Raw genomic sequence first — 13,874 nt, forward strand, 5'->3', positions numbered from 1 at the left:
TAGTTAATCCTCTGGGGGCGGTTGCGTATTCAGCGCTTCTTCAGCGGTTTGTGCAGGCAGCCCAGAGGATTGACCAGAAGCATCTGTGGAGGTTTCTGATTGCTTGGATTCGGGTGGCATTTTTGTCGCCGAGACTGGGGATGGTATTTCTGTATTCGTCGCGATCTCGGCTGGTTTGGGATCGCTGACCTTGATGATGCGCTGCCAGTTAATCGCACCAGAAGGTTGAACAGTGACTTGAATTGTTTCCTTGGGTTGATCGGGTTGCTTTGCCGGTTTGTCTTCTGGTTGATTGGAACGAACAGTTTTTTCAGATTTCTCTTCATGCTTGAGGAGCTGACATTCAAAAGTTTCGCCAGGTTTGACGGGTCGATAAAGATTTGTTCCCCCACAATCGATCGCAGCTCGACCCATTTCTTTTTGCAGCCCTTGCTCAAATTCGGTTTTCAGTTGTGCCATATTGAGCAAGCCTTTGACGCTGGTTGCGTCCCAAGTGATACTGCCTTGGTCGTCTCGCTGTTGAACAGAAATCGCAAATCCAACCTTTTCGTCGAGGACACCGACACATTCAAAGGTGCTCGCTGCTTTTGGTTTGATATTGGCAGGACAAATGACGGATTTTACAGCGCTTCCACCTTGTTTTGTGATGCCAGATTTGATGATTTCTTCGATTTTTGCAGTATCTAAGGTTTTTTCACAACCTGCCAGAGTCACAAAGAGAGCTACAAAAGGAATGAGTTTGAGAACGCGAAAGTGATTCATAGTCTAACGTTTGGGTAAACCGATACGAGAATCTAAATTGAGCGATCGAGCGAGTCTGAGTAAGATAATTTCCGTATTGTCGATATAGGGAGGACGAGCCATTGTGAATGGGTAATTATTGTCATTTGCAACCAGAATGGTGTTGGCATCAAGCACAAGCAGATTTTCGATCGTGACGAATGGAAACTGAAACTGTTTGTTTTTATCTCGATTCAGATCATTTGGATCTTCAATATTTAATAAGTCAGCAATCTCTTGTTTTTCAACCCATTGATTTTTGTCTTTTTTGGTTAAATCAATTTTGTATATTTTTTTGAATTTCGCTTCTTTTCCTTGTTTTGCGTCTCGTTCGATGACTAAATATTCATTTTCATTGATGACAGTCATATCACCCGGTGCATGTTCTGAATTTTCGAGCTTGTAATAACCAGCTAATCCGTTAAATTTCCCCGTTTGTGCATCCACTTGATAAATTCTCAACACGCCTTCAGGATCACCTTTCACAGTTCCTTCAAGCATTGGATAAATTTTGGTGAGATCGGGATTGATCGCCATCGCTTCAAATCCCTTTGATGCAGCGAGGTTGGGCTTGTCCGAACTTTGAGGCGATCGTACCCATCCTCCTTTGAGATCGGGAGTCGAAATCGGTGGAGCTAGAAGCTTGCCGTATTGATCAAAATGCAATAAATAAGGACCGAATTCATCCCCGATCCAAACTGAGCGATCGCTGGCAATCACCAAGGATTCAGGATCGAAATCTGCACCCGTGAGCATACGGCTCTCTTCGTTGACCAACTTAAAGGGCACTTTGCGATCGTGATCGATCAGTTGAAAAAATTTGAGTGGTTTCACTTCTCCGTTTCCGCCTCTGCCTCGGAAATTCGGTGTGACTTGATAAAGTCTGAGTAAGAAGTCTGAGCTGTTCTCTTTTGATCCAAATCCGTTGTCTGTCAAGAACCAGAAAGAATCGCGATCGGCAAATTGCACCGCGCTCAATCCTTGAATCGGTTGTCCATTAAAACTGCCCGTCCGCCCGTTTGCTGAGATTTTTGCACCTGAATTTGCACCCGGAACAAATACATCCGCAGGCAAAGCAGCAAATCCAACTAAGGTCGTCAGATTTTGAGCGGTTACAGCAGATCTGAGAAAAAGAATGAGCAATACGATTGCTAAGAACGGTGCAATCCAGCTTTTGTGAAACAGTTTTCTCATAAGCAGTAGCATTTCATAGCAACATTAAGAAGTGAGTATGAAAAGAACAACGATCGGTTAAATCGATCGCTGTTTTCAAAGGAGGCTTTAGAAGTATAAAAAGTCTCTTTGCTCACCTTGCCATCTCACCCTGGAATGAAATTCGGGGCTAGTGAAGTGAAGTCTGTGCAACTTTCTAATACAAAGGTTTGAGCAATCCAGTTCTCGTCAAAGGACTTCGCACTGCTAACCTGGAATTTCAGGGCAGGTGAATGCGTCTCAATGATTACTTTCAAAACATTCTCACACCCCCTGATTAGGTTTGATTCGTCAGAAATTGATTCAACGCTTCCAGCATTTCCACGAGTTGCATGATGAGCAGGGGGGCTTGTGTTAAATCATTTTGCAATGCCTGAACTTCTAGCATTGATGCAACTGATTGCATTTCATATAAACCCACATTTGCACTTGCCCCTTTAATGTGATGCGCTGCACGAGAAAGGTCGATCGCGTTTTCGCTGGCTAATGCAGTTTTTGCAGCATTGAGATGCTGATGCGAATCTTCTGCAAAAATTTGCAATAATTCTCTCTCAAACGCTTCATTTTCGTCTGAGATTTGATGGAGATGCTCCCAATCGATCGCTAAAGTCATAGTCTGTTTTACTACTTGTTGTTCTAACAACTCACCCCAGTAGGTCAGCTTTTCGCTTAGCTTCTCTTTGGAAATTGGCTTACTCAAATAGTCGTCCATTCCCGATTCTAAGCAGCGATCGCGATCTTCGAGCATGGCATTTGCCGTGAGCGCAATAATGACACTGCGACGCGGATATTGCTGAGATCGGATCAAGCGGGTTGCTTCATAGCCATCGACAATCGGCATCTGACAATCCATTAACACAAGGTTGTATGGAATTTGATGCAGCATGTCGATCGCTTCTTTGCCGTTTGCCGCAACGTCAGCAGTGTAGCCTAAATGTTTCAATTGATTCAAAGTCACTTTCTGATTGACAACATTGTCTTCTACCAAGAGAATTTTGAGCTTTGAGTTTGTTTTTTCAGACAACACCGGAATTGCTGTGTTTTTCTCGATCGCGTCCACGTTCTGCATCGTATTCATCATGCAGTCAAGCAACCGGGATTGTTTGACTGGCTTGATCAGATACGCGGAAAATCCAAGCTCTTTCATACGTTTCGCACCGCCCCAGCGATGGGCAGAGGTGAGCATAATTAACCGGGTATGTGCGAGTGTTGGATCGGCTTTAATCTGTGCGCCTAACATTTCGCCATCAATCTCAGGCATTTGCATATCAAGAATCGCAAGATCGTAAGGCATTCCAGCATGAGCGCGATCGCGTAATTTTTGCAGAGCGATCGTTGCATTCTCCGCCTCTTCGACCTCAAGCCCCCACGCCGAAACTTGAGAGCGAACAATCGTTCGATTCGTTTCGTGATCATCGACAACCAGCAATCGCAAATTGGCTAAATCTGGAATTTGGGTCAGAGCATTGTCATCACTATCTTGTGCAACAAGCGGTTGAGATTGCCTTGCAAACGTCAAGGAAAACCAGAATTTGGAGCCAGTATTTGGCGCGCTTTCAACCGAGATCGAACCACCCATCAATTCGACGAGTTGCCGCGAGATTGCTAATCCTAGCCCGGTTCCCCCATATTGCCGAGTCATTGATGCATCAACTTGAGCAAAGGGTTGAAAAAGCCGTGCTTGAGCCTCTTGAGGAATTCCAATTCCCGTATCGCTGACACAAAAGAGAATCGTTGCTTCGCGAGCAGTTTGAGAGTCTAAAATCGCTTCGATCAGGACTTCACCCCGTTTGGTGAATTTAATCGCGTTCCCAACAAGATTCGTGAGAATTTGGCGTAATCGGCTAACATCGCCGCGCAGCGCGATCGGTAAATCATGATGAATCAATGTTGCAATCTCTAATTCCTTCGCAAAAGCAGCAGGTGCAAACAGATCAGCGACTTCTTCAATACAAGTCGTGAGATTAAAATCGAGCGTTTCTAGCTCCATTTCTCCCGCTTCTAGCTTCGAGAAATCGAGAATCTGATTCATCAGGGTCAGTAAGTTATCGCCGCTCGCCCGAATGGTTCCGACAAAATCTCGCTGAGTCGGATTCAGGTCTGTATCTAAGAGCAATCCAGTCATCCCGAGGACAGCATTCATGGGGGTCCGAATCTCATGGCTGATGGTGGCAAGAAACGTACTTTTCATCTGGGAAACTCGTTCTGCTGCGGCTCTTGCTTGCTCTAAAGCTAAATTTTGCTCGGTTAAGCGCGATCGCTGCTGTTGCTCTTGATCGAGCAGCCTTGCCTGCATTAAAGCGATCGCCACTTGATTCGCGAGCTGCACTAAAAACTCGACTTCAAACGCTTGCCATTGACGCGTGCTTTCGCACTGATGCGCAATTAACAACCCCCATAATTGCGGTTCTACTGCATCGTCTTGATGCTGCAAAATTGGAACGACTAAGGTCGCTTTGACTTCAAGCTGTTGGAGTAATCGCAGCTGATACGGCATCAGGTCAGCAAGTTCAGTATCATCGACCACGATCGTTCCGCCCTGCTGATACCATTTCCAAGGTCCCTCTCTGAAGCAGGCTTCCTCAAAGTGTGCACCCAGTGCCGAACTCCAGCCCGCACGAACAGATTCAACGACCACTGTTCCTGATAGCTCTCGCTCAAATCGATAAATGATCACTCGATCAGTTTGCAAAAACTGCCGCACTTCTGCCACAGTCGTTTCTAGAATTTCATTCAGATGCAACGATTGCCGAATCTTCAACGTAATGGCTGCGAGTAATTGCGATCGCGCATTTTGCCGTTGCGCTTCTTCTTCGGCTTGTTTGCGCTCAATAAATTGTCCAACTTGTGCCGCGATTGCCACCATCATCGCGGTCATCATTTCTGCATCCGGCGGGCGTACCCGATGACTAAACAGTGCAATGACACCAACCGTCTGCTCTCGGCTCAGAATCGGACAGCCCATTGCCGCATGCAGTCCGACTCGAGCCGCAATATGCGATCGTAAAAACATTTTGTCATAGACCACATCGCTCATCCAAAGCGGTTGCCCACTGCTCCAAACTCGTCCGGGCAACCCATAACCCGGTGCAAATACCCATGATTCCGAGGAATTTGAAAACTCATGAAACTGAGCGGCTAATCGACTCCAATGTGCCTGACAGCGAATCACGTTGGCAGTGCGATCGGCAATCCACAACTCCCCAAAATCCCAATTGGTATGTTCACAGATTGTCTGCAGCAATCGTGGTGTTGCTTCATTTAACGATGGCGCTTCCGCGAGAACGCGTGTCACAAGATGCTGAAGCTGGAGCTGAAGCTGCATTCCTGTGGATCGCCCTTGTGCAGCCCTTTGCTCTAGTTCAAAGATTTTTCGCTGCTGCTCTAGTAATGTCACAGCTTGTTGAGCCAGCGATCGCAACGCCGTTTTCTGCTGCGCATCTAAACTCTGGGGCACATAATCCATCACGCAAAGCGTCCCCAACGCGTACCCCTCTGCATCAATTAATGGCATTCCTGCATAAAATCGAATGGGGGGAGTAGCCGACGATCCTAAAGGATGACAAATAAACCGTTCATCTCCAGACGCATCCACGACGACGACGACATCCGATTTCGTCAATGTATGGTTACACATGGATTTACGGCGGGGCATTTCAGTCGCATCGATTCCGACACTGGACTTAAAGACTAAGCGATCGGTATCCATCAACCCTAACAGTGCGATCGGAACGTCACAAATCTGTGCTGCCAAGTGAGTTAGGCTATCAAACAGTTCCCGACAGGACTGGTCTAGAATGCCGTACCCGTAGAGGGTGATGAGTCTCGCCGCTTCTTGTTCCGGGGATGCGATCATAATTTTCTTCGCGGACAACTGGCGGTTTTTTTATACCAGGTCAAACAGTGCGCAACTGTATTAATCGCTATTAATCGCTGCGATACAGATATGAGAGCCGCACTAAAAAATGGTCAATCTTTCAGGAGCCAAGTCAATCCACTGAGTATGGTAAACCAGAAGACCCAAACGGGAACCTGGAAATATGTGAGGACTTCTGAAGGAAATAAGATTACTTTAACCACGCTAAGCCCTAGAAATGGTAGCACAGCCAAAATGAAAAATGGCATGACTCTCCTGACTCTGAATGTATCAATAAATGCTGATTTATATGGCGCTACAGGACGCTTGCCACCGGCAGTCTGAAAAGCGAACACTCACTGACGATCGCCCCTCTCTTCGGTTCTAGAATACAAATTAGATGCGGTTAAGAAACGATTATTCACACTTCACGCAGGGAATTTTACAATGATCAGGCGACTTTTGAGCGGAGTGCTAGTGAGTGCGATCACTCTTACTCTGCCTGCACTGGCACAACCCAATAACTTTAAAACTTTGACCATCGACGATCAAACTTCATCGGGAATGATGATGGGATCGACTGGAGGAACAACTTCCCTACCTGCCGTTGTCAGCAACAGCGATCGATCCGAACGCAAATGTCTTGGTTTTGGCGATCCGAATCCCGATCATACGATCGTGCTGAAAAAACCAGTCTCTACTCTGACGCTTCGAGTCGATAGCGGCGGCAGCGACACCACTTTACTGATGTCAGGACCGGGTGGAGTACGCTGTGCCGATGCTGGCTCTAAAAAAGATGCTCGCTTACGAGAGAAAGACTTGCAACCCGGCACTTACCAAGTCTGGGTGGGAACCGTAACTCCAAACACCAATCGAGAGTATCGTTTAATCGTACGGACGGGCAATTAAGATTTATCGGGCGTTTGTTACAAAACTTATACCGTCTCTCATCAGCGCACCCGCTATCTTTTATGATGAGAAGTCGATTCAGCAGCGATCGAGTTCTACACACTTTTTAATAATTCAAGTGTAGGAACCCGAATCGTTTTAATCTTAAAAATGAACTGGTTGACCCTGGGCGGTGTTTGACTTCTGATTTTGGATTTTAGATCTTGGATTTTGAATTTTTGTTCAGAACCCGATCCCTAAATTCCATCAGCCTCAGCATGTGGATGAAATCATATATAGTCAATCCAAAATCGCCAATCCAAAATCTAAATTGGCTGTTCCAGGTGAAGCTCTGGTCAGATTTAACACAGTAACGATCCGTAAATGGGAGCTTTAGAAATCCAATGAGTGTTAAGGCAAGTGGTGGAAGCTCGGTTGCGCGCCCGCAACTATACCAAACAGTACCAGTTGCAACGATTTCACAGGCAGAGCAACAAGACCGCTTTTTAGGGCGGGGCGAACTCGATGAACTCGTGCAGTATTTCAAATCTGGGCAAAAACGTCTAGAAATCGCTGAAATTCTGACACGGAACTCTGAACTGATCGTCTCGCGATCGGCAAACCGCATTTTTACAGGCGGCTCTCCGATGGCATTCCTTGAAAAGCCCAATGTTGACGCAGAACCTGTGAAAACGGTGGCAGGCACAACCCTGAATACCGAAGAAGGGATGAAACTGGGAACTGTCACTTATGCGGAAGGCTCCGGCGGCGGATTATTTGGCGGCATTCGGAACTTCTTCCTAACGCCGAGCGCAGGTGCAATCCCTCCAGGGTTCCGTCCAATTAACGTGGCACGCTATGGCCCGAGCAATATGGCGAAGTCGCTCCGCGACTTAAGCTGGTTCTTACGCTATACGACCTATGCGATCGTGGCAGGCGATCCGAGCATCATCTCAGTCAATACTCGCGGGTTGCGCGAAATTATTGAACGAGCATGTTCCGGTGAAGCAACCATCGTGGCACTGCAAGAAATGAAAGTCGCAGCCGGAATTTATTTCCGGGGGGATGCAGATGCAAAAGCGATCGTCGATCAGTACTTCGATGTTCTGATCACTGAATTTAAAGCGCCCACACCTTCAACCAAACTGCGTCAACGTCCTTCTCCCGACCAACAGGGCTTACAACTGCCGCAAATCTACTTCAATGCAGCAGAACGCCGTCCGAAGTTTGTGATGAAACCAGGACTGTCGGCGAGCGAGAAAAACGAAGCAGTCAAGGCAGCTTACCGCCAGGTATTTGAGCGGGACATCACTCGCGCTTACTCATTGAGCATCTCTGACCTCGAATCGAAGGTGAAAAACAGCGAAATCTCGATGAAGGAATTCATCCGTCGCTTGGCAAAATCACCCTTGTACCGCAAGAACTTCTTCGAGCCGTACATCAATAGCCGCGCTCTTGAATTGGCATTCCGTCACATTCTCGGTCGGGGTCCTTCTTCGCGTGAAGAGGTGCAGAAATATTTCTCGATCGTATCGAGCGGTGGTTTAAATGCCCTCGTCGATGCTTTGGTCGATTCGCAAGAGTACAGCGACTACTTCGGAGAAGAAACTGTTCCGTACCTGCGTGGCTTAGGTCAAGAAGCTCAAGAATGTCGCAACTGGGGTCCGCAACAAAACCTGTTTAACTACAGTGCACCCTTCCGCAAGATTCCGCAGTTTCTCACCACGTTTGCCTCTTACGATCAGCCGTTGCCGGATCAGCACGTTTACGGTTCTGGAAACGATCCACTAGAAATCCAGTTTGGTGCGATCTTCCCGAAAGAAACTCGTACTCCTAGCGCAAGCCCTGCTCCATTCGGCAAAGATACACGTCGAATCTTGATCAATCGCGGACCTGGCATCAACAACCAGCTCAGCAATCCAAGTGCGCGCGGTGTTGCTCCTGGCACGCTTGGTCCAAAAGTCTTCAAATACGACCAAAGTCCTAGCTTTACCAAGTCATTTGGAAAGCGGTCTACTGGCACAAAAGGCATTAGTACCAAATTCTCAGAAAGCTCCACCCAAGCGGTGATCAAAGCGGCTTATCTGCAAGTTTTCGGGCGCGATGTCTATGAAGGACAACGCCTCAAAGTCGATGAAATCAAGCTGGAAAACGGCGAAATCACCATTAAAGAATTCGTCCGTCGCTTGGCGAAGTCACCGCTATTCCGCAGTCTGTACTGGGAAAAACTTTATGTGATGAAAGCGGTGGAATACATTCACCGTCGCCTGTTGGGTCGTCCAACCTACGGTCGCCAAGAAACCAACAAGTACTTTGATATCAGTGCGAAGAAAGGCGTTTACGCGTTAGTCGATGCGATTCTTGACACGGAAGAGTACAACGTAACCTTTGGCGAAGATACCGTTCCTTATGAGCGCTATCTCACCCCCGCAGGTGTTTCTCTGAGAATGAACCGCGTCGGTTCGATTCAAGACAAAGGCACCAAGATTACGAAAGAGGAAACGCCTCTGTTCGTTCAATTGGGAACTTCGACTGGTCTACGGACTCAACCCGATGTAGACTTCCGGATCAACCAAGGGGTCAGCAAGAAGCGCGAACAAACGAAAGTCTTCAAGCTTACCCAACTCAACGACAAGGCGAACCTCAAGACTGTGATCGGTGCGGCTTATCGTCAAGTCTTCGAGCGCGACATTGCTCCGTATGTGATCCAAAACGAATTCTCGGTCTTGGAAACTCAACTCAGCAATGGCGATATCACCTTGAAAGAGTTTATTGCAGGGCTTGGTTCTTCCAGTCTGTATGTCAAGGAGTTCTACACGCCTTACCCGAACACGAAAGTGATCGAGCTAGGAACGAAGCATTTCTTAGGACGTGCTCCTCTGGATCAAGCTGAAATCCGCAAGTACAACAAGATCTTGGCGACTCAAGGCTTGAAGGCGTTTATCACCGAGATGGTCAACACCGTCGAGTACAACGAAGCGTTTGGTGAAGATGTGGTTCCATACAACCGTTTCTTAACCTTGCCGGCTGCGAACTTCCCGAACTCTCAAACCTTGTACAACAAGCTGACGAAGCAAAACGACAAGGTTGAAGTTCCGAGCTTTTCGCCCACGAATTCGCGCCTGGATATTTCCACGATGCCGTTGACTTCTAGCGCGATCGCGGCAAATGGCAAAGATGTAGCTCAAGTGGGTCGTTCTTCGACTCCCTTCGTCCCGGCAGAGTTGGACATGCGCCGTAAGCCTGCTCGCATCTACCGGATGAATCCTGGCATGATGCAGCACGAGAGTGAGATGGTGATCAATGCCATTTATGCTCAAGTGATGAATGTACCAGCGGATCAAGTTCCGGTTGAGTTTAAGCGATCGGATCTCGAAGCTCAGTTGCAGCAGGGCGAAATTTCAGTGCGGGAGTTTGTTCGCGCATTGGCAAGTTCACCGAGCTATAGCCAGCGCTTCTATACTCCCTATCCGAATGCAAAAGCGATCGAGCTATTGTTCTGTCATTTGCTAGGTCGGGCGCCGATCAGTCAGGAAGAACTGCACGAATACAATCAGATCTTATCGGGTCAAGGATTGAGTGCTGTTGTAAATGCGATCGTCGATGGAACTGAGTATGCTCGCTTCTTTGGCGAAGATGTCGTTCCCTACAAGCGCAATCTAGATGTGACTTCGATCTAATTTGCTCTAACTAAAGTCGGTTGAATGATAAAGCCCTCGATTGTTCTGCAATCGAGGGCTTCCTTTTGTGAGCAGCTTGTTTATCTACGATCGCGCTTCTACATCAAACTTTTCTTGACTGAAACGATCGCGACACATCCTGCATTTCTGCGTTCAGACTGGTACGATAGACAATCAAGCTAGGGGTGCCCGACTGGGCTGAGAACAAACCCTTAGAACCTGAGACTGGGTAATGCCAGCGAAGGGAAGCTCATTAATCAGAGGAAAAACTAATGCGGACAGAATGGATCGCAAAACGCCGAGGACAGAAGAATGTTTCTCAAATGCACTACGCTCGCAACGGAGTCATTACCGAAGAAATGCACTATGTCGCTCAGCGGGAAAATCTTCCTGTTGAATTGATTCGCGATGAAGTCGCACGCGGTCGGATGATCATTCCGGCGAATATCAATCACCCCAATTTGGAGCCGATGGCGATCGGGATTGCTTCAAAATGTAAGGTGAACGCGAACATTGGGGCATCGCCCAATTCCTCGAACATTGATGAAGAAGTAGACAAACTCAAACTCGCGGTCAAGTACGGTGCTGATACCGTGATGGATTTGTCTACCGGAGGCGGAAACTTAGATGAGATTCGGACTGCGATCATCAATGCTTCTCCTGTGCCGATCGGAACTGTGCCGATTTATCAGGTTCTCGAAAGTGTGCATGGAGATCTCGATCGCTTAACCCCAGATGATTTTCTACATGTGATTGAAAAGCACGCTCAACAAGGCGTGGATTACATGACCATTCATGCGGGATTGTTGATCGAATACTTGCCGCTCGTCAAATCCCGAATTACTGGGATTGTTTCTCGCGGTGGTGGAATTATTGCGCGCTGGATGTTGCAGCATCACAAGCAGAATCCGCTCTACACCCACTTTGATGACATTATCGAAATTTTCAAGAAGTACGATGTGTCGTTTAGTTTAGGAGATTCACTGCGTCCGGGTTGTACTCACGACGCGTCGGATGAAGCTCAGCTTTCGGAACTCAAAACACTCGGACAGCTGACTCGCAAAGCTTGGGAACATGATATTCAAGTCATGGTTGAAGGACCAGGACATGTGCCGATGGATCAGATCGAGTTCAATGTTCGCAAGCAAATGGAAGAGTGTTCAGAAGCACCTTTCTATGTTTTGGGTCCATTAGTCACCGATATTGCTCCAGGCTATGACCATATTACTTCCGCGATCGGGGCTGCGATGGCAGGCTGGTATGGAACAGCAATGCTTTGCTATGTGACTCCGAAAGAGCATTTAGGCTTGCCGAATGCGGAAGATGTTCGTAATGGGTTGATTGCTTATAAGATTGCGGCACATGCGGCAGATATTGCACGGCATCGACCGGGAGCGCGCGATCGCGATGATGAGCTTTCGGCTGCACGGTATAACTTTGACTGGAATCGGCAATTTGAACTTTCGCTGGATCCAGAGCGAGCCAAGGAATACCACGATGAAACATTACCAGCAGACATTTATAAGACTGCTGAGTTCTGCTCGATGTGTGGACCGAAGTTCTGCCCCATGCAAACGAAAGTAGACGCTGATGCGCTAACTGAACTTGAAAAGTTCTTGGCACGGGAAAAACAGCCCGTTCGCTAATTGCTTGTTGCTCAGTCTTGCTCTCTAAACTCACAAATCTTAGGAATTTAGAGGGCAAGCTTGCTTTTTAAGCGATCGCGGCAGGTTGTAGTAGCCGATGCGAAGGTTGGCGAGTTCGATTCAGACTTTCATTTCTAATCGTATTCATTGCATGTATCCGTTGGTGAAATGAAGCCGGAAAGTATTCACGACAGTGGCTACAATACCAATTCTTCTCTCCATGCAGTACATGGGAGAGTAAAGTATGAGAGCAAATAAAACATTGATTTGAAGCGTTCATGCTAAGCCAAACCCAACTCGTTGCTAATGCTATGGGTAGCTTACTAGGTCAAGAGTTCATCACAAATCTTCCACGCGATAGAACAGGCTTTTAAGAAAAGCTTAAATTTACTATGGCAGTCCTGTCTGCTGCGCGGAAGTGGAATTGAGCGTCGCCGTACCAGTCTTATAGGTGTGACCTGGTAGTTACCATGCCAAAATTTCTGCAATTTGTTCTGCTAAATTTAACGGCTCAAATGGTTTTGCAATCATGCCGGAAATCGGTAGGGGATTGTTTGGATCAGCCGCGATCGCAGGTAGCTTGGCAGTCAAAAGAATAACTGGAATGGCTGCGGTGACTGGATGTTTCTTCAAGTGTCGTAAGAGCATGATTCCATCCATGTCCGGCATCATGATATCTAGTAAGATTGCATCTGGCTGTTCTGTTTCAGCCTTCGTCAATCCGTCTGCCCCTGATGTTGCAACGATCACTGTCCAACCTCCAAGTTTGCTCAGACAGGCTTGAATGACCCGAGCCAGTCTTCTTTCATCATCAATCAGCAGAATCCGCTTGGCTAACATAAACTCTAAGCCAGATTGAAGTGGATATTTCTCTCTTTGCGAAGTATCTTCTCCATTATCTTTTACATCTTCCCTGTATCGGATATTTAGCTTCTTAAGTATGGAGCAATACAAAGCTGTCGAGAACATAGAACCGTTGCTATCGAAAGTCTTGCTGTCACTAAGACTTCTTATAGATAATTTACCCCTAATGGAACTGTACGATTGCATCGTTTCATGCGGATCATAAATTCATCTTCAAAATTCACCCTCATGTTCTGAACGTTGTGCAGCATCGTGATCGTTTACCCTCGTTCACTCACATCTTCAGCTTGGGACAACCTTGTAATGAAGCAACTTGTCATCTGTGTTGAAATATCTTGGCTAGAAAGATTGGCAAGAGCCTTAACAGAATAATTCGCGTTCATGATCAATTCTAAAAAGCCTTTTATTGTACTTTTTAAATTTGAACAAATTTTGGAGAAATCCTGAGTTTATTTGTAGACGCAATTCGTCTGGAAAATGATAATCTTATTCCTGTTTAGAAAAACGATTTAGAGCCAGCAGAATTACTTTAGGAAATCGATCATCCGCCTAGAATTATCAATTCAATTACTCACCAGCCTAAATCGTCTGAGTTTGCTCTCATCCAAGGATTTCTTCTTTCCAAATCGCAGCAGAAAAACCAGGCGTTTTGTTCCCCTCTTCGAGGCTGAGAGGGAATCTAGAGACAGCAACGCATTCGGGAAATTCTCGGTGAATCAACGCTCATTCCTTTTTGAAATTGATACTCCTATCACTTCACAGATTAACTTAAACCCCTCTGTAGATAGATATGATTTTTGCTTAATCACGAGAGATTTTGATATGCATTCTTACGTTGCTGTTAATTGTATGACTGAGATCAAGCTCAGATCGAACGCATCTTAGAGGAAAGAGAGTGCTGAATCAATTTATCTTTGCTGAACTGGCATTCAAACTTTGATATAAGCC

General features: G+C 46.7%; 7 protein-coding genes and 1 riboswitch. Of the genes, 3 read left to right on the top strand and 4 right to left on the bottom strand.

Annotation, left to right across the window (positions count from 1 at the left end; all coding sequences use genetic code 11):
- Positions 1-3 precede the first annotated feature (3 nt).
- From ACMUEV_RS09685 to ACMUEV_RS09695, 3 genes are all read right to left on the bottom strand, one after another.
- The gene (locus tag ACMUEV_RS09685; protein WP_190652969.1) at positions 4-762 is read right to left on the bottom strand and encodes a DUF4333 domain-containing protein; all 759 of its coding nucleotides are present in this window, start codon (positions 760-762) and stop codon (positions 4-6) included.
- A gap of 3 nt (positions 763-765) precedes the next feature.
- Complete coding sequence (locus ACMUEV_RS09690) at positions 766-1,974, bottom strand: esterase-like activity of phytase family protein (protein ID WP_190652970.1); 1,209 nt, start codon at positions 1,972-1,974, stop codon at positions 766-768.
- A 295-nt stretch (positions 1,975-2,269) separates the two neighbouring features.
- Complete coding sequence (locus ACMUEV_RS09695) at positions 2,270-5,848, bottom strand: response regulator (protein ID WP_190652971.1); 3,579 nt, start codon at positions 5,846-5,848, stop codon at positions 2,270-2,272.
- A 447-nt stretch (positions 5,849-6,295) separates the two neighbouring features.
- Between ACMUEV_RS09695 and ACMUEV_RS09700 the strand changes: the two genes are divergently transcribed.
- From ACMUEV_RS09700 to thiC, 3 genes are all read left to right on the top strand, one after another.
- Positions 6,296-6,757, top strand: coding sequence for a hypothetical protein (locus ACMUEV_RS09700; protein ID WP_017289301.1), 462 nt, complete (start codon positions 6,296-6,298; stop codon positions 6,755-6,757).
- 383 nt (positions 6,758-7,140) lie between these two features.
- A complete protein-coding gene (locus ACMUEV_RS09705; protein WP_190652972.1) occupies positions 7,141-10,416 on the top strand; it encodes a phycobilisome rod-core linker polypeptide in 3,276 nt (1,091 codons plus the stop codon).
- Positions 10,417-10,587: 171 nt separating this feature from the next.
- Positions 10,588-10,680, top strand: a riboswitch (TPP riboswitch).
- A gap of 8 nt (positions 10,681-10,688) precedes the next feature.
- Positions 10,689-12,062 (top strand): phosphomethylpyrimidine synthase, encoded by a 1,374-nt coding sequence (thiC, locus tag ACMUEV_RS09710; protein ID WP_190652973.1) that lies wholly within the window; start codon positions 10,689-10,691, stop codon positions 12,060-12,062.
- Positions 12,063-12,527: 465 nt separating this feature from the next.
- On the opposite strand, the gene ACMUEV_RS09715 is transcribed toward thiC, so the two are convergent.
- Complete coding sequence (locus ACMUEV_RS09715) at positions 12,528-12,902, bottom strand: response regulator (protein ID WP_190652974.1); 375 nt, start codon at positions 12,900-12,902, stop codon at positions 12,528-12,530.
- Positions 12,903-13,874 lie beyond the last annotated feature (972 nt).

The organism is Leptolyngbya sp. FACHB-1624, assembly GCF_047649235.1.
Taxonomy (GTDB): Bacteria; Cyanobacteriota; Cyanobacteriia; order Leptolyngbyales; family Leptolyngbyaceae; genus Leptolyngbya; species Leptolyngbya boryana.